Here is a 26,592-nt window from a genome sequence, read left to right as displayed (position 1 = left end):
GGGCGGTGGCGACGACAGGGCCGTTGCCCGGGGCGGTGGTGGTGCTGCTGCCGTTCTTGGGCGCATCGCGCAGCCGCTCGGCGATCAGCGCTTCCATCGGGTCGATGGCCTGCTCGGGGTACAGGTCGAGCACCAGCCGGTGCTTGTAGGCGGCCACGGGCGCCAGCGAGAACACCTGCGGGCGCACGGTCTGCTTCAGGTCGAACACGATGCGCACCACCTTCGGTGCGTTCTGCCCGATGCGCAGGCCGTTGATGTACGGGTCGCCGGGCTTGATCTTGCCGACCAGATCGCGCAGCTCGGTGTTCAGGTCGATGCCCTCGATGTCCACGGCCAGCCGGGGCGGGCTGCCGACCACCAGCTGCTGCGAGTTGAGGCGGGCGTCGGACTCGATGGTCACGCGGGTGTAGTCGGCGGCGGGCCACACGCGCACGGCGAGGATGCTGGCGCCGCGCGCGATCTGGTGCACGCCCAGCATCAGCGCGATGCTGCCGCCCTGCAGCAGCACGCGCCGTTTCAGGCCGGTCGCCTTCATGCGGCCAGGCACGCCAGCAGATCGCTGCCGCGAGGGGTGTTCGCCAGGAGGGTCACGCTGCGGGTGTCGTCGGTCATTGCTTCTATTTTAATAGCTAGGTCGGCAGGTGGGGTGCGCCCCGCGGCGTTTTCCGGCCACTCGGCCAGCTTGAGGCCCGGGCCCGCGAAGATGTCGCGGAAGCCCGCGTCGTCCCATTCGCGCGGGTCGGCGAAACGGTAGAAATCGAAGTGGTAGATGGCCAGCCCGTCGGGCGCCTCGTGCGGCTCGACCACCGCGTAGGTGGGGCTCTTGATGCGCCCGGTGATGCCGAGCGCGCGCAGCAGGTGGCGCACGAAGGTGGTCTTGCCGGCGCCCAGGTCGCCCTGCAGCGCGATGAAAGCGTCGCGCAACGCGGGCGATGCGGCGAGCGCGCGCGCCAGCGCGTCGGTGTCGTCTTCGCCCTGCCAGCGCAGGGTGCGCGTTTCTACAATCGGCAAGTGATCGTCAGCCATCCACTCGTTGCTCGTATTCAGGCCTTGGCCCGGGAACTCGGATTCTCCCAAATCGGAATCGCGGGCGTCGATCTGTCGAGCGCCGAAGACGGTCTGATGCAATGGCTGGCCCATGGGTTCCATGGAGAAATGCAATACATGGCAACGCACGGCACGCGCCGCGCGCGGCCGGCGGAGCTGGTGCCGGGCACGGTGAGCGTGATCACCGCGCGCATGGACTACCTGCCGCGCGACACCGACGCCGAGTGGCAGGCCATCGAGTTCGACCGGCTGCGCCGGCCCGGCGAGGCCATCGTGTCGCTGTACGCGCGGGGCCGCGACTATCACAAGGTGCTGCGCAACCGCCTCGCCAAACTGGCCGAGAAGATCGCCGAAGAGGTCGGCCCCTTCGGCCACCGCGCCTTCACCGATTCGGCGCCGGTGCTCGAGGCCGAACTCGCCTCGCGCAGCGGCCAGGGCTGGCGCGGCAAGCACACGCTGGTGCTCGACCGCGACGCGGGCTCGATGTTCTTCCTGGGCGAAATCTACGTCGACATGGCGCTGCCGCCGAGCGAGCCCGTCAGCGCGCACTGCGGCAGCTGCAGCGCCTGCATCGACGTGTGCCCGACGCGCGCCATCGTCGCGCCGCAGCGGCTCGATGCGCGCCGCTGCATCTCGTACCTCACGATCGAGCACGCCGGCGCCATTCCGGTGGAGCTGCGCCCGCTGATGGCCAACCGCATCTACGGCTGCGACGACTGCCAGCTGATCTGCCCCTGGAACAAGTTCGCGAAGAAGAGCACGCTGCCCGACTTCGATGCGCGCGAGGGGCTCACGGGCCGCACGCTGGCCGAGCTGTTCGCGTGGAGCGAAGAAGATTTCCTGCGCCGCACCGAAGGCAGCCCGATCCGTCGCATCGGCCACGAGCGCTGGCTGCGCAACATCGCGGTGGCGTTGGGCAATGCGGTGCGCTCAGGCGAGGGCGGCGCGAAGGAAGCGCTGGCCACGCGCGCCGAACATCCGAGTGAACTGGTGCGCGAGCATGTCGCTTGGGGGCTGGCGCAGCAGCCCGAAGATCAACCGAGTTAAGCGGGAAGGATCTCGCGCACGCGTTCCCAAGGGCGGCACATGAGCGTGCCGCGCGGCGACACGACGATGGGCCGCTGCAACAGGATCGGGTGCTCGACGATCGCGTCGAACAGCTGGTCGTCCGTCAGTTTCTCGTCCGCCAGCTTCAGTTCTTCGTAGGGCGCTTCCTTGGTGCGCAGCAGGTCGCGCGCCGTCAGGCCCATGGCCTTCGCCAGCTCGCGCAGCTTCTTCTTCGACGGCGGCGTTTCCAGGTACAGGACGATCTCGGGCTCCACGCCGCTTTCGCGGATCAAGCCCAGCACGTTGCGCGACGTGCTGCAGTTGGGCTTGTGATAAATCGTCATCGGGTAGGCGGTGGTCGGTGTGCGTGCGGTCATGGCGTCGATTATGAGAAGAGAAGAGAAGAACGGGCCTCAGCTTGTCTCTTCGTCCGCATCCATCGAGAACGGAAAGCGCGCCGCCCAGAACTCGGCCAGTCGCGGGTCGGCGTCCACGCGCCGCACCACGCGCGCCATGCGCGGCGCCACGCGATAAAAGCGCCGGCGGGTCGGCGTCCAGCGCGACACCACGGTCACGTACAGGTCGAGCATGCTGAGCTTGTCGCCGAGCAGGTAGGGTGCGGGCTCGTCGATCTGCGTGTCCATGAGGTGCCAGCAGTGCGCGATGCGCGCGGCCGTGCGCTCGAGCACCACGGCCTGCGCGGCGGCATCGGCCGCGAGGCGCGAAGGCTCGTCGCGCACCCAGAACATTGAATAGATCGAGGCCGGCAGGTAGACCATCCAGCGCAGGTACTGCGCGCGGCGCGGGTCGCCGGGCGCAGGGCAGAGCCCGGCCTCGGGGTAGCGGTCGCCCAGCCAGATGAGGATGGCCGCACTCTCGGTCATGACTTCGCCCGAAGGCAGCACGAGCGCGGGCACCTGCTGCATCGGGTTGACGCCGGTCAGCCGCTCGCGCTCGGACTCGCCCTCCCAGGGGGCGATGTCGACCGTGTCGACCTGCGCGCCGATCAGCGTCAGCGCGGCGTGGATGGGCGTGGCGCCCGAGCCGGGCGCCCCATAGAGGGTGTAGCGGTCGGCGGCTGCTGCTGCGACCGCCGGGGCGGATGGAGAGGCCATCCGCGCAGGTTACTGCAGGCGTGCGCCTCTTGCCAACCCGCTCAGGCGGCCAGCAGCGCGTCGACCTTGTCCAGCGCCTCGAGCGTCTTGAAGCAGGCCTCGGCCACTTCCGTGCCCTTGATTGCGAAGTGGCGGTGGAAGTACTTGCGGTGCTCCACGTGCTCGTGGAAGTGGTGCGGCGTGAGCACGGCCGAGAAGATCGGCACGTCGGTCTCCAGCTGCAGCGACATCAGCGTGCTGACGACGGTGTTGGCGACGAACTCGTGGCGGTAGATGCCGCCGTCCACCACCAGCGCGCAGCCGATGATGGCCGCGTACTTGCCCGAGTTGGCCAGGCGCTTGGCGTGCAGCGGAATCTCGAAGGCGCCGGGCACATCGAAGATGTCGATGAGCTCGCGCGCCACGCCGAGCCGCGCCATCTCTTCGAGAAAGGCGTCGCGTGCCTGGTGGACGATGTCGGAATGCCATTGCGCCTCGACGAATGCGATGCGCTGGCCGCGCGGCGAACCCGACGCGGTGACGGCAGAAAGGGGAAGGTCGTTGATCTGACTCATGGTGTGCCTCTTGAAAGCAGGGTTCCTGAATCAGGGCGCACGAAACCACAGGCCCGCTCGCGCACCGGTTTGCCCAAAAAGAGCAAAGCAAGGCGCGCGGGCATGCCCGCATTTCGCGCTCTCTTTCATCCGGACTGTGACCGTCGGCTTCGGAATCGCACCGAAATCTGCTGACCCTCGGACCTGTGGCAGGCCTGAGGCGCTCGCGGGCTTGTGCAACTTTCGTTGCCATCACCGCCGGTGGGGAATTGCACCCCGCCCTGAGAACGCTTGCCGTCCGGCGAACCGGACGACGGCGCGATTCTAGAAGCACGCCGCCGGGCCGGTTGTCGCCCGCGCGCCAGACCTTCGAGCGCGCGGGGATTTGCTTCAGAAGCGGTACGTCGCGCTCGCGGTCAGGGTACGGCGCTGGCCATAGAAGCAGTCGCCGCGTGCCAGGCAGGTGGTGATCTGCACCTTGTCGGTCAGGTTGGCCACGTTGAGCGCCAGGCGCAGCGGACCGTTGTCCCACGCGAACATCGCGTCGAACAGCGTGACCGCGGGCGCGGGGTTGTTGTCCATGCCGTCGTACGACTTGCCCAGGTAGCGCACGCCGCCGCCGGCCGAGAAGCCGTGCAGGCCGCCGATCGAGAAGCGCTTGGTCACCCAGGCCGAGGCCGTGTGCTTGGGCACGCCCGAAATGCGCTTGCCCAGGTCGGAGCCGTTGCTCTTCGACACGCGTGCGTCGGTGTAGGCGTACGAGGCGATCCAGTCCCAGTCGCGTGCGATGCTGCCCTTGTACTCGAGCTCCAGGCCCTTCACGTGCACTTCGCCGAGCTGAACGCTGTTGAGCGGGTTGGTCGGGTCGGGGGTCTTGCGGTTGGTGTCGCGCAGGTCGTACACGGCCGCCATGAACGAGGTGCGCTGGCCCGCGGGCTCCCACTTCACGCCGGCTTCCCACTGCTTGCCGCGCTGCGGCTTGAAGGGGTTGTTCGACGTGTCGACGCCGCCCAGCGGCAGGAACGATTCGGCATAGCTCAGGTACGGCGCCCAGCCGCCGTCGGCCAGGTAGACCAGGCCGGCGCGCTTGGTGGTGGCCTTGTCGTCGGCCGCCGCGGCGGGGCGGCCTTCGGTGTCGGTGGTGGCCTTGTCGTGGCGCAGGCCCAGCAGGCCGATCCAGCGGCCGTACTTGACCTGGTCCTGCACGTACAGGCCCGCCTGCTTCTGCACCACCTCGGGTGCGCGCGTGTAGCTGGTGGGGGCCGTGTAGTTGCCGTACACCGGCGCGTACACGTCGAGCGCGCCCGCACGGCCGCGGCCCGAGAGCTTGGAGGTGGTGTTGCGCTGGAAGTCGGCGCCCAGCAGCAGCGTGTGCTCGACCTCGCCGGTCCTGAAGTGCGCTTCGGCCTGGTTGTCGAGCAGCAGCATCTTGCCGCCGTTGATGTCGCTGCTCAGGTCGCGCTCGATGGTGCGCTGGTCGGCATTGAACACCGGGCGCGCCGGACGGCCCGTGAGGCGGTTGGCCGTGAAGCTGGTGTACGAGGTGTTGTACCAGACCTTGCTCTCGGTCGAGCGCAGGTTCTGGCGCACCGTCCAGGTGTCGTTGAGGCGGTGGCTGAACAGGTAGCCCAGCGAGGTGCTGCGCGTGTCGAAGCGGTCGAAGCCCGGCTCGCCGGTGAAGGTCGAGGTCGGGATGCGGCCGTACAGCGAGGGCAGCAGCGTGCCCTGCCACGGGAAGAAGCCGATCAGCGAGCCGCTCTTGTCCTTCTGGTAGGACGCCTGCAGCGTGAGCGAGGTGTCGGCGTTCGGACGCCAGGTGAGCGAGGGCGCGATCGCGATGCGGTCGTCCGACACGTGGTCGACCTGCGTGCCGCTGTCGCGGTTCACGGCCACGAGGCGGTACATCCACTTGCTCTCGGGGTCGAGCGAGCCGGTGAAATCGGCGGCGATCTGCTTGCGCGCGTTGTTGCCCAGTTGCAGCTGCACCTCGCGCTGCGTCTCGGCCTGCGGACGCTTCGACACGAGGTTGAGCACGCCGCCGATGCCGCCCTGGCCGTACAGCACCGACGAGGGGCCGCGCAGCAGCTCCACGCGCTCCAGCATGTACGGGTCGGGCCGGCTGGCGTTGTAGGTGCCGTAAGTGCGCTGCAGGCCGTCGAGGTACTGCACGGCGTCGCCGCCGCGGGCCTTGAACGAATCCACGCGGCTGTCGAAGTAGCTCGACACCACGCCGGCCGTGTAGTTGGTGGTCTCGCGCAGGGTGAGTGCGCCCTGGGCTTCGATCTGGTCGCGCGTGACGACCGAGATGGCCTGCGGCGTCTCGATCAGCGGCGTGTCGGTCTTGGTGGCGGTGCTGCCGCGCCTGGCGACGAAGCCCGTCACGGGGCCGGTGGCGGTTTCACCCGCATCGCCCGAGACGGTGACGGTGGGCAGCGCCTGCCGCGTTTCGGCAGCGGCGGTTTCTTGCGCGTGGGCATGTGCGCTGGCGGCGAGCGCCACGGCGGTGCCCGCGAGCGTGGCATAGCCCCGCCGCGTGCGCGGCGTTCCGGGGCGGCGATTCTTGAGTGTCATGTGCAGCTTCTCCTGTGTCCTGCTTCGGACGTGTCTAGGGCGGGGGAGTGGCTGCGGCGCGGTCAGGCGCGCCATGGCTTCTCGGGTGCGATCGAAAAAAACGGAAACGAACGAGCGCGTGCCGTGGCGCATTCCGAAAGGAAAGCGCATCCGGCTGGTGTTGTGTGTCTACGGCGTCGTGGGGGCAGTGGCCGGGGGCGACGACGGGATGTGTCGTCGCTCGGGCTGCTGCGTCTTCGTTCCTTCGAAGACGGCTGGCGGGCTCGCGGCGGGCGCGGGCGGCTGGCTGAGGCGGGCGATTATAAAAGGCAGCGTCAGCGGCCCGCGAGGAACTGCGTCATGCGGTGCAGTTCTTCGTCGAGGCCCGCGCGGAAGGCCGCGCCGTGCGGCTTCTTCGCGTCGGCGTAGCCGAAGGCCGGCTGCAGCCGCCCTTCAGGCGCGCTCACGTTGGCCCAGCCGATCACGCGGTCGTGCCACAGCATCGGCAGCGCGTAGTAGCCGAACTGCCGTTTCGGCGCCGGCGTGTAGGCCTCGAACTTGTACGTCCAGCCCCACAGCAGCTCGAAGCGGCGGCGGTCCCACACCACCGGGTCGAAGGGCGCGAGCAGGCGCACCGCGTCGTCGGGCGCATGACGGCGCGAGGCGGGGTTCTCGTCGGCGGGCCAGTACCAGGTGGTGCCGTCGATGCGGCAACTGGCCAGTTCCTCGCGCGCCAGCCGCAGCGCCGCCTGCGTCTGCGCAGCCAGGTGCGGGGCGCCGTAGCCGAGCAGGCGCACGAGGTAGGTCAGGCTCGTGGCCGGCAACGGCGCGTACTTGCGCACCACCAGTTCGATGAGCGCCGCCGCACGCTGCGCGCGTCCGGTGGGGCTGTCGTCGGCGGGCGGATGGCTCACCGCTTCATAGACCCGCGTGCCGCTGTCGCGCCGCACCACGCGCAGCAGGCCCCGGTAGTGCATGCCGTCGAGCAGGTGCGTGGTGGCGTTGCTGGAGCCGCCCCAGTAGTTCTGGATGCGGCCGTGCGCGAAGTGCTGCTCGACCTGGCGCGGATGCACCGGCCCGTGCTCGCGCACATAGGCCAGCACGTCGGCGGCCTTGCGGCGCGTGTCGGCGTCCCAGGCTTTCCTGGCCTCGCGCGGATGCATCAGCGCCAGGTGCTCGCGCGGCAGGAAGCCGTAGTTGACGAGGCAGTCTTCCTCGATTGCAAGCCGCGCGTAACGGCTTTCGAGATCGCCTGCGCGGTAGTCCTTCACGCGGTGGCGCAGCGTGAGGTCTTGCGCCCGCGCCGGCGCACGGATCGGGTCGGCCTGCACGAAGCCGAGCTTGCGGATGGCGGCGGGGAGCGTCGTCGGCGTGAAGAGGGTGCGCGCGACGGCGTAGCGGCGCAGGTCGTCGAGGGTGGGGTCAGCCATGGGGCGAATTGCAGCACAAGCGGCTGCCTTTCGCTTCGGCCGGATCGATCAGACCGCGCTGCGGTGTCGTTCGATGCAGACGTCGAGCGTCTCGGCGCCGGGGCGCTGCCACCAGTCGAGGTTCGAGAAGATCTCGACCTCGCTGAAACCCGCAAAGCCTGAATCCTCGACCCACCCGCGGATCTTCTTCAGCTCGACAACCCCGTCACCCATCATCCCGCGATCGGAGAGCAGGTCGCGCGTCGGCGTGAGCCAGTCGCAGACGTGGTACGCCAGCAGCCGCTCGCGGCCGGCGCGGGCGATCTGCTGCTGCAGCTTCGGGTCCCACCACACGTGATAGATGTCGAGCGCCACGCCGAGCATGCCGGTCTTGCCCGCATCGAGTTCGTCGCACAGGTCGAGCGCGTGTTCTAGCGTGTTGATGCACGCGCGGTCGGCCGCCTGCATCGGGTGCAGGGGCTCGATGGCCAGCGGCATGCCGACCTCGCGGGCGTATTCGAGTGAGGCGGCGATGCCGTCGCGCACCTCGCTGCGCGCGCGGCCGATGTCCTTGTACGCCGCCTTGCCGTCGAGCGCGCCGGGCAGGGCGCCGACGACCAGCACGAGGCAGGGTGCGTCGAGCGTCTTTGCCTCGTCGATGGCGCGGCGGTTGTCGTCGAGCGCGGCCTTCAGACCGGCCGCATCGGGCGCCGGGAAGAAGCCGCCCCGGCAGTAGCCCGAGAGGCCGATGCCGTGCGCCTTCAACTGCTTGGCCACCTTGTCGAGGCCGACGGCCGCGACCTGGTCGCGCCATGGGCTGATGGCGCGGATGCCGCGTTCGGCGCACTGGTCGATGAGGCGGTCCAGCGGCACCTCGGCGCCCGACTGCTTGCGGATGGTCGCCGTGTTGATCGACAGCCAGTCGTGGTTCTGCGAGAAATCGCGCATGGGTTCGCTCAGCCTTCCACGCCGTACAAGGCCAGCAACGTCTTCATGCGCCGCACCGCAAGCTCGGGCTGCTCCAGCAGGTTGGCCGCATCCGCGAGACGGAAGAGTTCAGCGAAGTGCTGCAGCGAACGCGTGCTCTGCTGGCCGCCCACCATCGTGAAGTGCTTCTGGTGGCCGTTGAGCCAGGCCATGAACACCACGCCCGTCTTGTAGAAGCGCGTGGGCGCCGCGAAGATGTGGCGCGACAGCGGCACCGTGGGGCCGAGGATCGCGTGGAACTTCTCGCTGTTGCCTTGCGCCAGTGCGCCCAGCGCGGCACTCGCGGCGGGCGCGATGGCGTCGAAGATGCCCAGCAGCGCATCGCTCTTGCCGTGCGTCGGCTCGCTGCCGAAGCCGTCGCCGGCGATCAGTTCGGCGTAGTTGAAGTCGTCGCCCGTGTACATGCGCACACCCTTCGGCAGGCGGCGGCGCATGGCGATCTCCTTGTCCTTGTCGAGCAGCGAGATCTTGATGCCATCGACCTTTTCGGGGTGCGCCGCGATGATGCCGACGGCGGTGTCCATCGCTGCGTCGACATCCTTCGTGCCCCAGTAACCTGCGAGCGCCGGGTCGAACATGTCGCCCAGCCAGTGCAGCACCACGGGCTGCTTCGCCTGGCTCAGGATGCGGTCGTACACGCGCTCGTAGTCGGCGGGGCTTTTTGCCACGCGGGCCAACGCACGGCTCGCCATCACGATCAGCTTGCCGTCGAGCGCCTCGATGGCGGCCATCTGCTCCTCGTAGCCGCGGATCACGTCGTCGACGCTCTTCACGTCGTCGATGTTCAGGTGATCGGTGCCGCAGCCCGAGGCGACGAGCGCGCCGGGCACGTCCTTCGCGGCATCGAGCGAGCGGCGGATCAGTTCGAGCGAGGTCGGCCAATCCAGGCCCATGCCGCGCTGCGCGGTGTCCATGGCTTCGGCCACGCCCAGGCCCAGCGAGAACAGGTGGCGGCGGTAGGCGATGGTGGTGTCCCAGTCGACCGCGCATTGCAGCCACGGGTCGATGGCGGCGAGCGGGTCGGCCACAACGTGCGCGGCCGAGTAGGCGATGCGGTTGAACTTGACGCCCGCATCGGGCTTCACCGGCGCGGTGCCGCGCAGGGCGTAGGGCGCGAGCGCGCCGCTCGCGGTGGGGAGGGTCAGCGACAGTGCCATGGCTTTGTCTTCTTCTTCCTCAGACCTTCAGCGTGGGCACGTCGATCCAGCGGCGCTCCTGCCACGACGCGAGCGCGGCCTCGACCAGCTGCACGCCCTTGGCGCCTTCGGGCAGCGTCCACTTGTAGGGTGCGTCTTCCACCACGTGGCGAATGAAGTGTTCCCACTGGATCTTGAAGCCGTTGTCGTAGACCTGCGAGTCCGGAATCTCCTGCCACTGGTCGAAGAAGTTCATCGTCTGCTTCTCGTCGGGGTTCCACACCGGGCGCGGCGTGGCGACGCGCGACTGGGCGCGGCAGCTCGACAGGCCGGCCACTGCCGAGCCGTCGGTGCCGTCGACGTGGAAGGTCACGAGGTCGTCGCGGCGCACGCGCGTGGCCCAGCTCATGTTGAGCTGCGCGATCACCGGCTCGCCGTTGTGGCCCGTGAGTTCGCAGGTGGCGTAGGCCGCGTCGTCGGCGGTGGCCTCGTAGGGCTTGCCGGCTTCGTCCCAGCGCGTGGGAATGTGCGTGGCGCCGATGCACGACACCGACTTCACCTCGCCGAACAGGTTGTCCAGCACGTAGCGCCAGTGGCACATCATGTCCAGGATCATGCCGCCGCCGTCTTCCTTGCGGTAGTTCCAGCTCGGGCGCTGGATGGGCTGCAGGTCGCCCTCGAACACCCAGTAGCCGAACTCCAGGCGCACGCTGAGCATGCGGCCGAAGAAGCCCGCGCGGCGCAGCATGTCGAGCTTGCGCAGGCCGGGCAGGAAGAGCTTGTCCTGCACCGCGCCGTGCTTCAGGCCCGTGGCCTTGCCGGCTTCGTCGGCCAGGCGGGCGATCTCGACGGCCTCGTTGAGGTTGGTGGCGATCGGCTTCTCGCAGTACACGTGCTTGCCGGCGCGGATGGCCTTGGCCAGCAGCGTGGGGCGCATCTGCGTGGTGCCGGCGTCGAAGAAGACGGTGTCGTCCTTGTTCGCGAGCGCCTGGTCGAGGTCGGTGCCCCAGCGCGCGATGTTGTGGGCCTTGGCGAGTGCTTCCATTTTCTCGGCGTTGCGGCCGATGAGGATCGGGTCGGGCATGACCTTGTCGCCGTTCGACAGCGTCACGCCGCCCTGGGCGCGGATGGCGCAGATGGAGCGGATCAGGTGCTGGTTCATGCCCATGCGTCCGGTGACGCCGTGCATGATGATTCCGAGACGTTGGGTGGCCATCGTGGGTTCCTTGGGGAGATACGGGAAAAAGAGGAAGGGGCTTCGATCGGCGTAGCGCGTGGCAACGCCGGGGCAGGCCGGGCTGCCCCGCGTGCACGACGCGGTGCGGGACCTCGGCCTGTTTGCTGTTACTGCTGGACCGCGAGGCCGGCGGCCTTCACGAGCTGCGCGTTGCTGGTGATCTCGTCCTTGATGTAGGCGTCGAACTGCTCGGGCTTGAGCGTCCAGGCGTCGGCGCCCAGCTTGAGGAAACGCTCCTTCACCTCGGGCGTGGCCAGGGCCTTGACCACCTCGTCGTGCAGGCGGTTGACGACGTCGCGCGGCGTCTTGGCGGGCGCCATCATGCCGATCCAGAAGTTGAACTCGGAGCCGGGCACGCCGGCTTCGGTGGTGGTGGGCACGTCGGGCAGGGCGGCGGCGCGCTTGGGCGAGCCCACGGCCAGTGCGAGCAGCTGGCCTTCCTTGATCTGGCCGATGACGGGCGCGATGGGCGAGAAGTAGTAGTCGACGCGGCCCGAGAGCACCTCGGTGACGGCCTCGCCCGATCCCTTGAATGGGATGTTGGTCGCATCGATCTTCGCGGCCATCTTGAATTTTTCGGCGTTCAGGTGCGTGGCGCTGCCCTGGCCGGCCGAGGCGAAGTTCATGCTGCCGGGCTTGGCGCGCGCGGCGGCCAGCAGCTGCGGCAGGGTCTTGATGTTCTTGCTGGGCGAGATGACCAGCGCGTTGGGCAGCGACGAGATCGGCGTGACGCCCGCGAAGTCGTGCACCGTGTCGAAGGGCAACTTGGCGAAGGTCGACGGGCTCACCGTGTGCGACGACGAATGGATCATCACCGTGTAGCCGTCGGGCGCGGCTGTGGCCACCGCCTGCTGGCCGATGGTGCCGCTGGCGCCGCCGCGGTTCTCGATGATCAGCGCCTGGCCCATGCTGGTGCCCATCTTGTCGGCGATGGCGCGGGCAATGATGTCCGTCGTGCTGCCGGCGGCGAACGGAACGATCACGCGGATCGGCTTGGTGGGGTAGCCGTTCTGCGCGGCCGCCAGACCCGGCAGCAGGGCGGCCAGGCAGGTCAGCGAGGCCAGGAGGGTGGTGCGTGCAAGTTGCTTCAAGGTTGTCTCCGCGCGGTCGGGCCGCAGTTCTTGAGTCGTCAATTCACCATTGGGTGAATTAGTGAATTGTAGGAACGGCTGCGCCGCAGCGTCAACCGACGCTGCTTGGTGAAAACCCGGAGGCGTGGAAAAGGGTGCCTGGAGCGCCGAAGGCTCAGTGCAGGACGTAGCCCAGGACCAGGTCGGTCATGTGCGAGAGGCGTTGCGCCATCGCCTTGGGGGCACGCAGGTCACGCCCGAAGATGGCCGACAGCGTGTGGTTGTTCGAGAGGTAGAAATAGCACAGCGAGGCGATCGAGATGTACAGCTGCACGGGGTCGACGCCGGCGCGAAAGAGGTTGTCTTTCTTGCCGCGCTCCAGCACGGTGTCGAGCAGCTGCACCAGCGGCGAGTTCATCTCCTGGATGCGGTCGGAGCGCTTCAGGTGCGCCGCACCGTGCAGGTTCTCGCTGTTGAGCAGCGTGATGAACTCGGGGTGCTCCAGGTAGTAGTGCCAGGTGAACGACACCAGCTGGCGGATCGCCTCGACGGGCTCGATCTCGTCCAGGTGCAGGCGCTGCTCGGCGGCGCGGATGTCGGCGTACACGCGCTCCAGCACGGCCAGGAACAGGTCGTCCTTGCTGCCGAAGTAGTAGTAGATGAGGCGCTTGTTCAGGCCCGCGCGCTCGGCGATGCTGTCCATGCGCGCACCGGCCAGGCCGCGCGCGGCGAACTCGTCGCGCGCCGACGCGAGGATGGCCAGCTGCGAGCGGTCGGCGTCGCGCGAGCGCGGCTCGAGCGTTTCGGGCAAAGAGTCCTTGGGGGCCTTCATGACGCGAATTTAACCAATTGGGGAATTAAGACAAGGCGTGGAAGGCAGGCACACATAATCGCCGGAGACATTTGCAACTGAGGTTCGAACTTTCCATGAGTACATCACAACCCGCGGGCCACCTGATCGTCGAGTGCCTGGTCGAACAAGGCATGCAACTCGCCTTCGGCGTGCCGGGCGAGAGCTTCCTGGCGGTGCTCGACGGCTTCCATGCCTACCGCGACCGCGCACGCTTCGTGGTGAACCGGCAGGAGGGCGGCGCGGCCTTCATGGCCGAGGCGCACGGCAAGCTCACGGGGCGCCCGGGCGTGTGCTTCGTGACCCGCGGGCCGGGCGCGACCAACGCCTCGATCGGCGTGCACAACGCGTTCCAGGACTCGACGCCGATGGTGCTGTTCGTGGGCGATGTCGGCAGCGACTTCCGCGACCGCGAGGCCTTCCAGGAAGTGGACTACGCCAGCTTTTTCGGGCCGAGCACCAAGGGCTTTGCCAAGCGCGTGGAGCGCATCGACGACGCTGACCGCATCCCCGAGTACATCGCGCGCGCCTTCGCCACCGCGATGAACGGCCGGCCGGGCCCGGTCGTGCTGGTGCTGCCCGAGGACATGCTGCGCACCGAGACGGCGGCGCGGCCGCTGGCGCGCGTGGAGGCGGTCCAGCCGTGGAGCGACCCGGGCGCGCTGCGCACGTTGCGCGAGCTGCTGCTGAAGGCGCAGCGCCCGCTGCTGATCGCCGGCGGCGGGGGCTGGACGCCGCAGGCCGCGCAGGCGCTGCAGCGCTTCGCCGAGAACTGGCGCCTGCCGGTGGCAAACGCCTTCCGCTTCCAGGACACCTTCGACAACCACCACCCGCAGTACGCGGGCGACGTCGGCATCGCCATCAACCCGAAGCTCGCGCAGCACGTGAAGGACGCCGACCTGGTCCTGGCCATCGGCCCGCGCCTGGGCGAGATGACGACCGGCGGCTACACGCTGCTCGAAGCGCCGAAGGCCAAGCAGACGCTGGTGCACATCCACGCGAGCGCCGAAGAACTGAACCGCGTCTACCAGGCCGACCTGGCGATCAACGCCGGCATGAGCGCCGCGGCGCGCAGCCTCGAGGTGCTGAGCGCGCCGCCCTCGCTGCCGTGGGAAGCCTGGACGCAGCAGCTGCATTCCGACTACGAAGCCTGGCTGCAGCCGCAGGCGCTCGCCGGCATGCCGGCCGAGACGCCGCGCGGGGCGGTCGACATGGCCGCCGTGGTGGCGCTGCTGCAGAAGCACCTGCCGGCGGATGCGGCCATCACCAACGGCGCCGGCAACTTCGCGAGCTGGGTGCATCGCTACTTCCGCTACCACGGCCTCGCCAAGGGCGCCAAGACGCAGCTGGCGCCCACCAGCGGGGCGATGGGCTACGGCGTGCCGGCGGGCATTGCCGCGAGCATCGCCACCGGGCGCGTGGCCTTCACCATCGCGGGCGACGGCGACTTCCTGATGAACGGGCAGGAGCTGGCAACGGCCTCGCAGCACGGCGGCAAGAGCATCGTCGTGCTGCTCAACAACGGCATGTTCGGCACGATCCGCATGCACCAGGAGCGCGAGTACCCCGAGCGCACCAGCGGCACCGCGCTGCGCAACCCCGACTTCTGCGGCCTGGCGCGCGCCTACGGCTACGCGGCCGAGCGCGTCACCGAGACGTCGCAGTTCGAGGCCGCGCTGCTGCGCGCGCTGGCGGCCGACACGGGCACGCTGATCGAGATCCCGCTCGACCCCGAAGTGATCACCACGCGCGGCACGCTGGCGTCGATCACGCGCGCGGCGAAGCAGCGGGCGCAGGGCTGAGCGTCACGCGATGGCGGGCCACCTCGTCGCGCAGCGCGGGCGAGCGCAGTTCGAAGACGTCGAACAGGCCGAGCGCGTCGAGCGTGGGAATCAGCGATGCGAGGTCGTCGCGGGCGACGCGGCGTTCGTCGGCCGTGGCGTTCGGGTCTTCGAGCACGCGCGCATTGGCGAGGAAGGCGCCGACCGAGCCCTTGCGCACGGTGTGGCCGTCGATGACGGTGAAGTCCTGTCCGTCGGGAATGATGTCTTGCGCTTTCATGGGGATTCCTTGGTGGAGATGCCTTCGATGCTAGGCAGCGGGGCCGTGCCCGGCTTGCGGCGCGGGGCCAATCGATACCGCGTGCGGGCCAGCCATGGCGGCTGAATCGCCTGCCACGCTCTGGCGCTACGCGCACGAGGCGCCGCGCGTCACGGGCTACCACGCGCACGCGACCGGCCAGCTGTTCGCACTGCGCGAAGGCCTGCAGGTCATCGAGACGCCCGCGGGGCGCTGGGTGCAGCCGCCGGGATGGATCGGCTGGATCGCGCCGCGCTGCGCCCATGCCGCGCAGAGCTTCGGGGCCACGGCGGGATGGCATCTGCACATCGATGCGTCGGTGGCGCAGGCCTTGCCGGAGGGGCCGCATGTCTTTGCCGCCACGCCACTGGTGCGAGAGCTGGTGGCGCGGCTGATGTCGCTGGACCCATCCGACGCGCTGCAGGAGCCCCGCCGCGCGCGATTGGTGGGTGTGCTGGTCGACGAGTTGGCGGTCGGCGGGCGCGAGTCGCTGCACCTGCCCATGCCGCAGGACCCACGGCTGGTGGCGATGGCGCGTGCGCTGGCAGACGAACCGGCGCTGCCCGATGGCATCGACGAGTGGGCCGATCGCATCGGCATGGCCCGTCGCACGCTCACGCGCCGCTTTGCCGCAGAGACCGGGCTGAGCTTCACGCAATGGCGCCAGCAGGCGCGTCTGCTGAAAGCGGTGGAACTGCTGAGCCTGCGCGAGCCGGTGACGGCAGTCGCGCTGACGGTGGGCTACAGCTCGGTGAGTGCCTTCATCGAGGCTTTCCGCAAGCACTTCGGCTGCACGCCCGCGCGCTTCTTCGAGGCGGGCGAGGGCTTGCTGCAGGCGAAAAAAAAGCCCGCATGACGCGGGCTTTTTGACTCAGGAGCACGAGGCCCCCGAACGCTTACTTGACGTGCTTGCCAATCAGCGCAGCCAGTTCGAACATCGAAACCTGGGCCTTGCCGAAGATTTCCTTCAGCTTGGCGTCGGCGTTGATGTTGCGCTTGTTGGCCTTGTCTTGCAGGTTGTTCTTCTTGATGTAGTCCCACAGCTTGCTCACCACAGCGGTGCGCGGCAGAGGCGTCGAACCGACCACAGCGGCCAGGGCCGGGCTGGGGGTCAGGGCCTTCATGAACGCAGCGTTGGGGGTGCGCTTCTTGGCGGGAGCGGCCTTCTTTGCAGGAGCCTTCTTCGCCGGTGCAGCCTTCTTTGCAGGAGCAGCCTTCTTGGCGGGCGCCGCTGCCTTCTTGGCCGGTGCGGCCTTCTTTGCAGGAGCCGCAGCCTTCTTTGCGGGAGCGGCCTTCTTTGCCGGAGCTTTCTTGGCCGGAGCCTTCTTTGCAGTTGCCATGGTTGATTTCCTTTTTTGGTTGAACGTTCACCAATGAAAAACTTGCGTCTCCAGTGGCAATGCGGATGCTAAATGAGAAAAAACGCGTTTCCAAGGGAAAAAGCGCTTTTTTCATTGGGAGCTGTTGTTTTTTCAGAGGGGAGAAGGGACGTTGTTCACGTTCGTCGCCCCGGCCACGTCGCCAGCACCACGCCCACGAGGGCGATCGCGAACGCAAGCAGCTGCGGTGAGGTGAGGTTTTCCCCGAGCACGAGCACGCCCACGAGGGCCGCGCTGACGGGCAGCAAGACAGTGAAGACACCCGCTTGTGCCGCTGGTACGTGGCGAAGTCCGGTCATCCACAGCCACACGGTCCAGATGCTGGCGGCCAGCGCGTAGACCACCAGCAGTGCCCAGGTGCCGAAGCGCACGGCGGTGAAGTCGAACTGCAGCGCGAACCAGATGCCGAAGGGCATCGACAGCACGAAGCCCCACAGGTTGATGAGCGATGCGATGCGCTTGGGCCCCAGCTTGCCGGTGAGCGACTTGCCGATCACCGCGTAGGCGGCCTCGCAGAGCACCGCGCAGAACACGAGCAGGTTGCCCAGCCAGGGCATGGACGGCGCACCGGCCGCGCTGCCGGTGGCGGTCGGTGCATGCGTCGGCGTGAACGCGAGCAGGCCGATGCCCAGTGCCGCGCAGGCAATGGCCAGGCCGATGCGCACCGTGATGCGCTCGCGCAGGAAGAGCCAGCTCGCCACCGCGACCACGGCGGGGATTGACGCCATGATTACGCCCGCCGACACGGCGCTGGTGAGGCTCACGCCGAACAGCATGCAGATCGAGAACAGGAAGTTGCCGAGGAAGGACTCGAGGAACACGAGCCCGCGCGTGCGTGCGCTCATGGGCGGCTCGTCGGGCGTGGGTTGGAGCCAATGCGGCATGGCGAGCGCCGCGATGCCGAAGCGCAGCCAGGCCAGCAGCAGCACCGGGAAGGCTGCCACCAGCGGCTTGGAGAGGGCGACGTAGATGCCGACGAGCGACATGCTCAAGGCCAGGCAGCCGTAGGCCACGAGGCGGCCGGAGGTGGATGCGGCGGGGTTCAATAGACTGGGCGCTGGTTGTTGATCGGATGGATTCGATGATGCCCCACGTTCTTGTCTACGGCACGCTGCGGCGCGGCGGGCGCAACGACATCGCGCGCTACCGGCCGGCGCCGGTGTTCGTCGGCGAGGCCTTCATCGTCGGCACGCTGTACGACCTGGGTGCGTACCCGGGCGTGGTGCTCGGCGGGGCAGGGCGCGTGAAGGGCGAGGTCTACCGCATCACGCTGGAGGTCGAGCGCGAACTCGACCGGCTCGAAGAAGTGGCCGAAGACGATTCGGGGGAGTACATCCGGCGCAGCGTGCGCGTGGCGGTGGGAGTGCAATCGATCGACTGCCTGGTCTACGAGATCCATCCGACGCGCATCGCGGGCCGCCATGTGATCGACAGCGGCGACTGGATCGCGCATGCGGCGGGCACCGCGGGATAGGCGCAGGTTTTCACAACCGAAAGAGCGATTCCGCATCGCGAAAATTCAAACTGCTGCGCCGCAATATTTTTTCTCGATATGAGAAAAATAATTTCTCATTGAGAAATATCTCCGTAAGTTGTTGATTTTGTTGGTTCAAAAATATGTCTTCTATAAGACATAAGAGTCCGCAATCGGATTACAGTAACCCCACGGCCGCAACGCCAACCTTCAATCAACCTCACGGAGTGACCATGCCCCAGACCCTGAACGAACAACTGAGCCGCGAACAGCAAATTGCCGCCCTCGAAAAGGACTGGGCCACCAACCCTCGCTGGAAGGGCGTGAAGCGCGGCTACAGCGCAGCCGACGTGGTTCGCCTGCGCGGTTCGCTCCCCATTGAGCACACGCTGGCCAAGCGCGGCGCTGAAAAGCTCTGGGCCAAGATCAACGGCGGTGCCAAGAAGGGCTACGTGAACGCCTTCGGCGCGATCTCTGCTGGCCAGGCCATGCAGCAAGCCAAGGCCGGCCTCGAAGCCGTGTACCTGTCGGGCTGGCAAGTCGCCGCCGACGGCAACACCTCGGAAACGATGTACCCCGACCAGTCGCTGTACGCCTACGACTCGGTGCCGACGATGGTCCGTCGCATCAACAACACCTTCAAGCGCGCCGACGAAATCCAGTGGGGCCGTGGCATCAACCCGGGCGACAAGGAATTCATCGACTACTTCCTGCCGATCGTCGCGGACGCTGAAGCCGGCTTCGGCGGCGTGCTGAACGCCTTCGAACTGATGAAGAACATGATCGCGTCGGGCGCTGCCGGCGTGCACTTCGAAGACCAGCTGGCCGCCGTCAAGAAGTGCGGCCACATGGGCGGCAAGGTGCTCGTGCCGACGCAGGAAGCCTGCGAGAAGCTGATCTCGGCGCGTTTCGCCGCCGACGTCATGGGCGTGTCGACCATCGTCCTGGCCCGCACCGATGCGGAAGCCGCAAACCTGATCACGTCCGACCACGACGCCAACGACAAGCCTTTCCTGACCGGCGAGCGCACGCAAGAAGGCTTCTACCGCGTCAAGAACGGCCTGGAGCAAGCCATCAGCCGCGGCGTCGCCTACGCCCCGTACGCCGACCTGGTGTGGTGCGAAACCGGCGTGCCGGACATCGGCTTCGCCCGTGAATTCGCGCAAGCCGTGCACGCCGCCTGCCCCGGCAAGCTGCTGTCGTACAACTGCTCGCCGTCGTTCAACTGGAAGAAGAACCTGGACGACAAGCAGATCGCCTCGTTCCAGGAAGACCTGTCGGCACTGGGCTACAAGTACCAGTTCATCACGCTGGCCGGCATCCACATCAACTGGTTCAACACCTTCCAGTTCGCCCACGCGTATGCCAACGGCGAAGGCATGAAGCACTACGTGAACATGGTGCAAGAACCCGAGTTCGCCGCACGAGACAAGGGCTACACCTTCGTGTCGCACCAGCAGGAAGTCGGCGCCGGCTACTTCGACGACGTGACCACCGTGATCCAGGGCGGCTCGTCCAGCGTGAAGGCGCTGACCGGTTCGACCGAAGAAGAGCAGTTCCACTGAGCTGCCTTCGCTGATCGCTGAGTGACGGCGCGCTGCGCTGTCGCCCCCAAGCCCGGCCTCGTGCCGGGCTTTTTCGTGGGCGCTCGATGGGCGGGGCTCAGGCTTCGAGCCGCACTTCGCGCACGCCGCGCCCCAGCCGCTGGCGCAGCAGCGTGCGCAAGGTGACGCCGTCCGCGTAGCCGACCATGCCCGCGATTTGCTCTAGGCTCTTGTTGCTGGTCTTGAGCAGGTGCACGGCGCGTTCGACGCGCAGGTCTTGCACATACGACAACGGGCTCTTGCCCAGCACCTGCTGCATGCGCCGGGCCAGCGTGCGCTTGCTGGTGCCCGCGGCCTGCGCCGCCTCGTCGAGCGAGAAGCCCTCGGCCAGCCGGCCGCGCGCCCAGCGCTCGAAGCGCTCCACCAGCGGGTCGGCGTGCGAGAGGTGGTCGGAGATCACGTAGGCCGACTGCGAGGGGCGCGAGTCCACGATGAGGTAGCGCGCCACCAGCGCGGCAAGTTCAGGGCTGGCCTGGCGCACCAGCCACAGCGCCATGTCGACGTGGCTCAGCGCCGCGCCCGCCGTGACGAGCGGCCCCGAGCTGACCAGCATGCGCGAATCGTCGAGCAGCACCGCCGGGTAGCGCTGCCGGAAGAGGGTGGCCAGCCACCAGGTGGTGGTGGCCTTGTGGCCCGCGAGCACGCCGGCTTCCGCCAGCACGAAAGTGCCGATGCACGCGGCGGCGATGCAGCCGCCGTCTTCGGCGCGCGCGCGCAGCGCCGCGCAGGCATCTCGGACGTCGGCGCGTTGCAGGGCGGGCTCCAGCGTCTCGGGCATCTTGCAGCCGAGCGCCGGGACGACCAGCCAGTCGGTGGCGGCGCCGGTGTCGGCCAGCGTGTGCGTCACGGGCACGGTGAAGCCCTGGGCGGTGCGCACGCGCTTGCGGGTGCCCACGATGGAGACGTCGAAAGGTGCCACGTCGAGCTGCAGCATGGCGGCGAGTTCGTTTGCGGTGGTGAAGACGTCGAGCACCGTGGCCAGGCCGGAATCGAACACGCCGTCGAGGGCGAGGACATCGAGTTTCATGGCAATAACGATACCAAAGATGTCAAAAAAGCCAATGGTCCAGAGGGCGGGGCTTGCCTAGAGTTCGTGCCAGCGCCGCGCAATCCCGTGCGCCGTTGTTGTCCACCCAGGAGATGTCCCATGATCAAGTTCGCGCTGTTCGCCCGCCTCGAAGCCAAGCCCGGCAAGGAAGCCGCCGTCCAGCAATTCCTCGAGGCTGGCCTGGCCATGGCGCGCGAGGAAAAGACCACGCCGATCTGGTTTGCGCTGCGGCTGTCGCCCAGCACCTTCGGTGTGTTCGACGCGTTCGAGGACGAAGCCGGCCGCCAGGCACACCTGAGCGGCCCGATCGCCCAGGCCCTGATGGCGCAGGCGCCCGAGCTGTTCGCCGGACCGCCCTCGATCGAGCCGATCGAAGTGCTCGGCCTCAAGAACGTGGCGGCCGCGGCGTCGTGAGCGTGCAGGCGCAGCCCATGACGACGCCCGTCGGCGACCCGGTGTTCGTCAGCGACGGCGAACGCTTCGTGCCCACCGAGGCGGCCATCGGCCCGTGGTCCGCCGAGGCGCTGCAGGGCAGCGCGACCGCCGCCTTGCTCGTGCGCGCGCTCCAGGCGCACGAGGCGAGCCGCGGCCGCGAGGTGGCGCGGTTGGGCTTCGATTTCTGGCGCCCTGCGAGCCGGGCGCCAATCACGCTCGAGTTCACCCTGCTGCGCGACGGCACCAAGGCGCGCACGGTGGCGTTCGACATGGTCCAGGACGGCAAGTCCGTGCTGCGGTGCACCGCCTTGCTGCTGCGCAGCGGGCAGACGCCCGCGCTGCCGGCCGCCGACGCCTTCGCCGCCGCGACATTCGCACCGCCGGAAGAGGGCGTGCCCATTCCCGCGGCGGCGTCCCGCATGAGCCCGTTCTTTGCCGGCGTGGACGTGCGCATGGCGCGCGGGCAGATCCTCGAGCCCGGCCCGGCTGCCGCGTGGCTGCGCCTGGGCCGGCCGCTGGTCGACGCCGAGGCCGCATCGCCGCTGGCCCAGGTGGCCTCGGCGGCCGATCTCGTGGCGGGCATCTCGCAATGGGCCCATCCGGCGCGGCTGGGCTTCGTCAATGCCGACCTGACGATCAACCTGCGGCGGGCGCCGCGCGGCGACTGGGTGCTGGTCGATGCCCTCACGCTTGCGGGCCCGATGGGCACGGGCTATGCCGTCGGGCAGCTGCACGACCGCGACGGGCCGGTCGGACAGTGCGTTTCCAGCCTCCTGTTCGAGGCGCGCGGCTGAAGCGGGCAGCGGCTAGAATCGCCCACTCTGCACTCAACAAGAGCGAGAAAGGCACCTTGGTTATGACACCGCGAACTACCCCGCAAGGATTCAGCGGCTTTTTCTTCTTCGAAGGAAAGGGCCGGTAGCCCCGCGCTCGCTGGTTTTTCCAGCGCACCAACCAAGCAAAGCGCGGCATCCACCGCGCTTTTTTGTTTTTCTCCCGAGGTTTTCACATGATCCAGATCACGCTCCCCGACAACTCGCGCCGCGAGTTCCCCGGCCCGGTTTCGGTGGCCGAAGTGGCCCAGTCCATCGGTCCCGGCCTCGCCAAGATGACGGTGGCTGGCAAGATCGACGGCAAGCTCGTCGATGCCAGCGACGTCATCGACCGCGATGCCAGGCTGCAGATCATCACGCCCAAGGACGACGAGGGCCTGGAGATCATCCGCCACTCGACGGCCCACCTGGTCGGCCATGCGGTGAAACAGCTGTACCCGACGGCCAAGATGGTCATCGGGCCGGTGATCGACGAAGGCTTCTACTACGACATCTCGTTCGAGCGCCCGTTCACGCCCGAAGACATGGCCGCCATCGAGGCGCGCATGCGCGAGCTGATCGCGCAGGACTACGACGTGATCAAGAAGATGACGCCGCGCGCGGAAGTCATCGAGGTCTTCAAGTCGCGCGGCGAGGACTACAAGCTGCGCCTGGTCGAAGACATGCCCGACGAGCAGGCCATGGGCCTGTACTACCACCAGGAATACGTCGACATGTGCCGCGGCCCGCACGTGCCGAACACGCGTTTCCTGAAGGTCTTCAAGCTCACGAAGCTGGCCGGCGCCTACTGGCGCGGCGATGCCAAGAACGAGCAGCTGCAGCGCATCTACGGCACGGCCTGGGCCGACAAGAAGCAGCTCGACCAGTACATCCAGCGCATCGAGGAAGCCGAGAAGCGCGACCACCGCAAGCTGGGCAAGGAACTCGACCTGTTCCACATCGACGAAGTGGCGCCGGGCGTGGTGTTCTGGCACCCCAAGGGCTGGGCGGTCTGGCAGCAGGTCGAGCAGTACATGCGCGGCATCTACCGCGACACGGGCTACTGGGAAGTGAAGGGTCCGCAGATCCTGGACAAGAGCCTGTGGGAGAAGACGGGTCACTGGCAGAACTACCGCGACAACATGTTCACGACGGAGTCGGAGAAGCGCGAGTACGCGCTGAAGCCGATGAACTGCCCGGGCCACGTGCTGATCTTCAAGAGCGACCTGCGCAGCTACCGCGACCTGCCGCTGCGCTACGGCGAGTTCGGCCAGTGCCACCGCAACGAACCCAGCGGCGCGCTGCACGGCATCATGCGCGTGCGCGGCTTCACGCAGGACGACGGCCACATCTTCTGCACGGAAGACCAGATCCTCGACGAATGCATCGCCTACACGGCGCAGCTGCAGAAGGTCTATGCCGACTTCGGCTTCACGGACATCCTCTACAAGGTCGCGACGCGGCCCGAGAACCGCGTCGGCTCCGACGAGCTCTGGGACAAGGCCGAGCACGCGGTGATGGAATCGCTGCGCCGCTCGGGCGTGGACTTCGTCATCTCGCCCGGCGACGGCGCCTTCTACGGCCCGAAGATCGAGTACACGCTGCGCGACGCCATCGGCCGTCACTGGCAGTGCGGCACGATGCAGGTCGACTTCAACACGGCCGAGCGCCTGGGCGGGGAGTACGTCACGGAATCGAGCGGCCGCGCCCACCCGGTGATGCTGCACCGCGCCATCGTCGGCAGCCTCGAGCGCTTCATCGGCATGCTGATCGAACACCACTCCGGCGCCATGCCCGCATGGCTCGCTCCGGTGCAGGTGGCGGTGCTCAATATCAGCGAAGGACAGGCCGACTACGCGGCGCAAGTTGCGAAAACGCTGCAAAATCAAGGGCTTAGAGTTCAGCTGGATCTGCACAACGAAAAGATTACGTATAAAATACGGAAGCATTCGTTGCAAAAGCTCCCTTACATCCTCGTCGTGGGTGACAAGGAAAAGGAAGCAGGTGCCGTCGCAGTGCGCGCCCGGGGCAATCAAGACCTCGGTGCAATGTCCCTCGAATCGTTCACGCAACGGCTCGTCCAGGACGTTGCTGACAAGCGTTGATTTGTCTCTGAAACACCCCATATGTTTCTCTGCCATCTCGTGCCGCCTGTCCGCGAAGACTGAGCGGCGATCGCTACAGATTTTGTAGCAAACTTTGAAGGATTCTGACCATCGCTACTGCATTTCGCGACCGCCGCCACCGCGAGGAACGCCAACACCGCCTGAACCGGGAAATCATGGCCCCGGAAGTCCGCCTGGTCGGCCCGGAAAACGAGCCATTGGGTGTCATGAGCCTTTCCGAAGCCTTGCGCCTTGCGGGTGAGGCTGACGTGGATCTGGTGGAGGTCGTTGCTGCGGCCAATCCGCCCGTGTGCCGCCTGATCGAGTACGGAAAGTTCAAGTACCACGAGCAGAAAAAGGCAGCCGAGGCGAAGTCGAAGCAGAAGGTCATCGAGGTCAAGGAAATCAAGTTCCGGCCCGGTACCGACGATGGCGACTACAACATCAAGATGCGCAACATCAGGCGCTTTCTTGAAGAGGGCGACAAATGCAAGATCACGCTGCGCTTCCGCGGCCGCGAGATCACGCACCAGGAGCTCGGTCTGGCACTCTTGCAGCGCATTCGCGACGAGTTGGGCGACACGATCATGGTCGAGCAGTTCCCGAAGCTGGAAGGCCGTCAGATGATCATGATGATCGCTCCGGGCCGCAAGAAGGTTGGCGGCGCGGCGCCGAAGCCGGCAGCAGATGCTGCTGCGCCGGCAGCAGCGCCCACGGCAACCGCCTGAGGCATTTGCAGTAGACGGGTTTTGAAGGGATTTCGCCCTGGCCCGCATTTCGAAAGAAGTGCAGGCGGGGGCGAGATAAAGAAGTGTCTCGGGGCCAACAAGTCCGTGGAGTATCCGCGGCGCCTCACGAGCACAAACTAAAGGAGCATTTACATGCCCAAAATGAAGACCAAGAGCAGCGCGAAAAAACGTTTCCGCGTTCGTCCCGGTGGCACCGTCAAGCGCGGTCAAGCCTTCAAGCGTCACATCTTGACGAAGAAGACCACCAAGAACAAGCGTCACCTGCGTGGTGCAGTCGCAGTGCATGAGACCAACATGGTTTCTGTCGCCGCCATGCTGCCCGGTCGTGGCATTTAACTCAGACGAACAAGGAGTACACACATGCCTCGCGTCAAACGTGGTGTAACGGCTCGCGCCCGCCACAAAAAAGTTCTCGCACTCGCCAAGGGTTTTCGCGGTCGCCGCGGTAATGTCTTCCGCGTCGCCAAACAGGCGGTGATGAAGGCTGGGCAATACGCCTACCGTGACCGTCGTACCAAGAAGCGCGTGTTCCGTCAGCTGTGGATCGCGCGTATCAACGCCGCCTCGCGTGAACTGGGCCTGACCTACAGCCAGTTCGCCAACGGCATCCGCAAGGCCGGTATCGAGATCGACCGCAAGATGCTTGCGGACATCGCCGTGCACGACAAGGCCGCTTTTGCCGGCATCGTGGAGCAGGTCAAGGCCAAGCTGGCTGCTTGATTTTGCACAGCAGGTCGCCGTCTCCGGACGGCTTCTTGCGCCCACGGCTCAAGGGCTGGCGCTTGAAAAGGCTCCAGCTCTTTTTTATTTCCCCTCGAAGATTTTGTTGCTATGAACGAGTTGGACTCCCTGGTCGACACCGCACGCGCCGCCTTCGCCGAAGCGAAAACGCCCGCAGAGCTCGAAAACGCCAAGGCCCAGTTCCTTGGCAAGTCGGGCCGCATCACCGAGCTGATGAAGGGCATGGCCGCGCTGAGTGTCGAAGAGAAGAAGTCCCGCGGCGCCGCGATCAACGTCGGCAAGCAGGCCATCGAGGCCGCACTGACCGACCGCCGCCAGCAACTCGCCGATGAAGAACTCTCGCTGCAGCTGCGCGCCGAAGCGCTCGACGTGAGCCTGCCCGGCCGCCACCGCGCCGGCGGCGGACTGCACCCCGTGAGTCGCACGCTGGAGCGCATCGAAGAGATCTTCTCGAGCATGGGCTTCGATGTCGCCGACGGTCCCGAGATCGAGAGCGACTGGCACAGCTTCACCTCGCTCAACAACCCGCCGAACCACCCGGCGCGTTCGATGCAGGACACCTTCTACGTCGACCTCAAGGGCGACGATGGGATTCCCTACAACCTGCGTCCGCACACCAGCCCGATGCAGGTGCGCTACGCCCACCAGCACACCAAGAAGTACGCGGCCGAGTTCGCCGCTGCTGCTGCCGACACCACCGGCACCGTGAAGGCGCCCGAGATCCGCGTGATCGCGCCCGGGCGCACCTACCGCGTCGACAGCGACGCCACCCACTCGCCCATGTTCCACCAGTGCGAAGGCCTGTGGCTCGGCGAGAACGTCAGCTTCAAGGACCTGAAGGTCGTCTTCACCGACTTCTGCCGCACCTTCTTCGAGCGCGACGACCTCGTGCTGCGCTTCCGCCCCAGCTTCTTCCCGTTCACCGAGCCGAGCGCCGAGATCGACATCCAGTTCGCGAGCGGCCCGTTGGCCGGCCGCTGGCTCGAAGTCGCCGGCTCGGGCCAGGTGCACCCGAACGTCGTGCGCAACATGGGCCTGGACCCCGAGCGCTACATCGGCTTCGCCTTCGGCATGGGCCCCGACCGGCTCACGATGCTGCGCTACGGTGTGAACGACCTGCGCCTCTTCTTCGACGGCGACCTGCGTTTTCTCTCGCAGTTCCAGTAAGCACGCCCCCTCCACAGA

28 protein-coding genes and 1 riboswitch are annotated in these 26,592 nt (G+C 67.2%); of the genes, 12 read left to right on the top strand and 16 right to left on the bottom strand.

Annotation, left to right across the window (positions count from 1 at the left end; genetic code table 11):
* Both AC07Y4_RS08600 and tsaE read right to left on the bottom strand, forming a co-directional pair.
* A partial coding sequence (locus AC07Y4_RS08600; protein WP_495274392.1) for an AMIN domain-containing protein occupies positions 1 to 535 on the bottom strand: 535 nt, incomplete at its 3' end.
* Complete coding sequence (gene tsaE, locus AC07Y4_RS08595) at positions 532 to 1,026, bottom strand: tRNA (adenosine(37)-N6)-threonylcarbamoyltransferase complex ATPase subunit type 1 TsaE (protein ID WP_056579690.1); 495 nt, start codon at positions 1,024 to 1,026, stop codon at positions 532 to 534. The genes tsaE and AC07Y4_RS08600, both read right to left, overlap by 4 nt.
* On the opposite strand from tsaE, the gene queG reads away from it, so the two are divergent.
* The gene (gene queG / locus AC07Y4_RS08590) at positions 1,012 to 2,094 is read left to right on the top strand and encodes a tRNA epoxyqueuosine(34) reductase QueG (RefSeq protein ID WP_487848428.1); all 1,083 of its coding nucleotides are present in this window, start codon (positions 1,012 to 1,014) and stop codon (positions 2,092 to 2,094) included. The two genes, tsaE and queG, sit on opposite strands and share 15 nt — an antisense overlap.
* Here the strand turns inward: queG and arsC are convergent.
* The 10 genes from arsC to AC07Y4_RS08540 form a co-directional block, all read right to left on the bottom strand.
* Positions 2,091 to 2,471 carry an arsenate reductase (glutaredoxin) gene (arsC, locus tag AC07Y4_RS08585; protein WP_062473487.1) on the bottom strand — a complete coding sequence of 127 codons (381 nt, stop codon included), beginning with the start codon at positions 2,469 to 2,471 and terminating at the stop codon, positions 2,091 to 2,093. The genes queG and arsC overlap by 4 nt on opposite strands.
* Positions 2,472 to 2,507: 36 nt before the next feature.
* Positions 2,508 to 3,209: a glutathione S-transferase family protein gene (locus AC07Y4_RS08580; RefSeq protein WP_095946939.1), complete on the bottom strand. Its 702-nt coding sequence runs from the start codon at positions 3,207 to 3,209 to the stop codon at positions 2,508 to 2,510.
* A gap of 41 nt (positions 3,210 to 3,250) precedes the next feature.
* Positions 3,251 to 3,763: a 6,7-dimethyl-8-ribityllumazine synthase gene (locus AC07Y4_RS08575; protein WP_070061276.1), complete on the bottom strand. Its 513-nt coding sequence runs from the start codon at positions 3,761 to 3,763 to the stop codon at positions 3,251 to 3,253.
* A 113-nt stretch (positions 3,764 to 3,876) separates the two neighbouring features.
* Positions 3,877 to 4,035: riboswitch (FMN riboswitch) on the bottom strand.
* Between the two features lie 97 nt (positions 4,036 to 4,132).
* Positions 4,133 to 6,313 (bottom strand): TonB-dependent siderophore receptor, encoded by a 2,181-nt coding sequence (locus tag AC07Y4_RS08570; protein ID WP_495274391.1) that lies wholly within the window; start codon positions 6,311 to 6,313, stop codon positions 4,133 to 4,135.
* Between the two features lie 314 nt (positions 6,314 to 6,627).
* Positions 6,628 to 7,722: a DNA glycosylase AlkZ-like family protein gene (locus AC07Y4_RS08565; RefSeq protein WP_495274390.1), complete on the bottom strand. Its 1,095-nt coding sequence runs from the start codon at positions 7,720 to 7,722 to the stop codon at positions 6,628 to 6,630.
* Positions 7,723 to 7,770: 48 nt separating this feature from the next.
* Positions 7,771 to 8,649 carry a sugar phosphate isomerase/epimerase family protein gene (locus AC07Y4_RS08560; RefSeq protein WP_495274389.1) on the bottom strand — a complete coding sequence of 293 codons (879 nt, stop codon included), beginning with the start codon at positions 8,647 to 8,649 and terminating at the stop codon, positions 7,771 to 7,773.
* 8 nt (positions 8,650 to 8,657) lie between these two features.
* Positions 8,658 to 9,845 carry a dihydrodipicolinate synthase family protein gene (locus AC07Y4_RS08555; protein ID WP_495274388.1) on the bottom strand — a complete coding sequence of 396 codons (1,188 nt, stop codon included), beginning with the start codon at positions 9,843 to 9,845 and terminating at the stop codon, positions 8,658 to 8,660.
* Positions 9,846 to 9,864: 19 nt separating this feature from the next.
* Positions 9,865 to 11,040 (bottom strand): Gfo/Idh/MocA family protein, encoded by a 1,176-nt coding sequence (locus AC07Y4_RS08550; protein ID WP_489058688.1) that lies wholly within the window; start codon positions 11,038 to 11,040, stop codon positions 9,865 to 9,867.
* A 128-nt stretch (positions 11,041 to 11,168) separates the two neighbouring features.
* A complete protein-coding gene (locus AC07Y4_RS08545; RefSeq protein ID WP_139706941.1) occupies positions 11,169 to 12,152 on the bottom strand; it encodes a tripartite tricarboxylate transporter substrate binding protein in 984 nt (327 codons plus the stop codon).
* Between the two features lie 154 nt (positions 12,153 to 12,306).
* A complete protein-coding gene (locus AC07Y4_RS08540; protein WP_095946946.1) occupies positions 12,307 to 12,963 on the bottom strand; it encodes a TetR/AcrR family transcriptional regulator in 657 nt (218 codons plus the stop codon).
* Between the two features lie 95 nt (positions 12,964 to 13,058).
* On the opposite strand from AC07Y4_RS08540, the gene AC07Y4_RS08535 reads away from it, so the two are divergent.
* The gene (locus AC07Y4_RS08535; RefSeq protein WP_495274387.1) at positions 13,059 to 14,783 is read left to right on the top strand and encodes a thiamine pyrophosphate-binding protein; all 1,725 of its coding nucleotides are present in this window, start codon (positions 13,059 to 13,061) and stop codon (positions 14,781 to 14,783) included.
* Here the strand turns inward: AC07Y4_RS08535 and AC07Y4_RS08530 are convergent.
* Positions 14,749 to 15,042: a hypothetical protein gene (locus AC07Y4_RS08530; protein WP_487848437.1), complete on the bottom strand. Its 294-nt coding sequence runs from the start codon at positions 15,040 to 15,042 to the stop codon at positions 14,749 to 14,751. The two genes, AC07Y4_RS08535 and AC07Y4_RS08530, sit on opposite strands and share 35 nt — an antisense overlap.
* 94 nt (positions 15,043 to 15,136) lie before the next feature.
* On the opposite strand from AC07Y4_RS08530, the gene AC07Y4_RS08525 reads away from it, so the two are divergent.
* Entirely contained in the window at positions 15,137 to 15,916 is a 780-nt protein-coding gene (locus AC07Y4_RS08525; protein WP_495274386.1) for a helix-turn-helix domain-containing protein, read from the top strand.
* Positions 15,917 to 15,956: 40 nt separating this feature from the next.
* Here AC07Y4_RS08525 and AC07Y4_RS08520 read toward each other — a convergent pair whose 3' ends face one another.
* Positions 15,957 to 16,400: an SWIB/MDM2 domain-containing protein gene (locus tag AC07Y4_RS08520; protein WP_062473465.1), complete on the bottom strand. Its 444-nt coding sequence runs from the start codon at positions 16,398 to 16,400 to the stop codon at positions 15,957 to 15,959.
* Between the two features lie 155 nt (positions 16,401 to 16,555).
* Entirely contained in the window at positions 16,556 to 17,485 is a 930-nt protein-coding gene (locus AC07Y4_RS08515) for a DMT family transporter (protein WP_487848440.1), read from the bottom strand.
* Between the two features lie 35 nt (positions 17,486 to 17,520).
* On the opposite strand from AC07Y4_RS08515, the gene AC07Y4_RS08510 reads away from it, so the two are divergent.
* A complete protein-coding gene (locus AC07Y4_RS08510) occupies positions 17,521 to 17,913 on the top strand; it encodes a gamma-glutamylcyclotransferase family protein (protein ID WP_487848441.1) in 393 nt (130 codons plus the stop codon).
* Positions 17,914 to 18,146: 233 nt separating this feature from the next.
* Positions 18,147 to 19,478, top strand: a complete 1,332-nt coding sequence (gene aceA / locus AC07Y4_RS08505) for an isocitrate lyase (protein ID WP_056579731.1) — start codon at positions 18,147 to 18,149, stop codon at positions 19,476 to 19,478.
* Positions 19,479 to 19,575: 97 nt separating this feature from the next.
* Here the strand turns inward: aceA and AC07Y4_RS08500 are convergent, their stop codons facing one another.
* Positions 19,576 to 20,544: a GlxA family transcriptional regulator gene (locus tag AC07Y4_RS08500; protein WP_487848442.1), complete on the bottom strand. Its 969-nt coding sequence runs from the start codon at positions 20,542 to 20,544 to the stop codon at positions 19,576 to 19,578.
* Positions 20,545 to 20,664: 120 nt separating this feature from the next.
* On the opposite strand from AC07Y4_RS08500, the gene AC07Y4_RS08495 reads away from it, so the two are divergent.
* The 7 genes from AC07Y4_RS08495 to pheS all read left to right on the top strand — a co-directional run bounded on the left by AC07Y4_RS08495 (position 20,665) and on the right by pheS (position 26,574).
* The gene (locus AC07Y4_RS08495) at positions 20,665 to 20,979 is read left to right on the top strand and encodes a putative quinol monooxygenase (RefSeq protein ID WP_307589124.1); all 315 of its coding nucleotides are present in this window, start codon (positions 20,665 to 20,667) and stop codon (positions 20,977 to 20,979) included.
* A gap of 17 nt (positions 20,980 to 20,996) precedes the next feature.
* Positions 20,997 to 21,794 (top strand): thioesterase family protein, encoded by a 798-nt coding sequence (locus AC07Y4_RS08490; protein ID WP_487848443.1) that lies wholly within the window; start codon positions 20,997 to 20,999, stop codon positions 21,792 to 21,794.
* A 215-nt stretch (positions 21,795 to 22,009) separates the two neighbouring features.
* Entirely contained in the window at positions 22,010 to 23,917 is a 1,908-nt protein-coding gene (gene thrS / locus AC07Y4_RS08485) for a threonine--tRNA ligase (RefSeq protein ID WP_062473452.1), read from the top strand.
* A 101-nt stretch (positions 23,918 to 24,018) separates the two neighbouring features.
* On the top strand, positions 24,019 to 24,645 hold the full coding sequence (gene infC, locus AC07Y4_RS08480; RefSeq protein ID WP_487848567.1) for a translation initiation factor IF-3: 627 nt from the start codon (positions 24,019 to 24,021) through the stop codon (positions 24,643 to 24,645).
* A gap of 153 nt (positions 24,646 to 24,798) precedes the next feature.
* The gene (gene rpmI, locus AC07Y4_RS08475; RefSeq protein WP_007832497.1) at positions 24,799 to 25,002 is read left to right on the top strand and encodes a 50S ribosomal protein L35; all 204 of its coding nucleotides are present in this window, start codon (positions 24,799 to 24,801) and stop codon (positions 25,000 to 25,002) included.
* A 24-nt stretch (positions 25,003 to 25,026) separates the two neighbouring features.
* A complete protein-coding gene (gene rplT, locus AC07Y4_RS08470) occupies positions 25,027 to 25,386 on the top strand; it encodes a 50S ribosomal protein L20 (protein WP_007832499.1) in 360 nt (119 codons plus the stop codon).
* Between the two features lie 111 nt (positions 25,387 to 25,497).
* The gene (gene pheS / locus AC07Y4_RS08465) at positions 25,498 to 26,574 is read left to right on the top strand and encodes a phenylalanine--tRNA ligase subunit alpha (RefSeq protein ID WP_056579739.1); all 1,077 of its coding nucleotides are present in this window, start codon (positions 25,498 to 25,500) and stop codon (positions 26,572 to 26,574) included.
* Positions 26,575 to 26,592 lie beyond the last annotated feature (18 nt).

It is taken from the genome of Variovorax sp. GW460-12-1-14-LB1, assembly GCF_059423605.1.
This window is presented reverse-complemented; position numbering and strand designations above follow the sequence as displayed.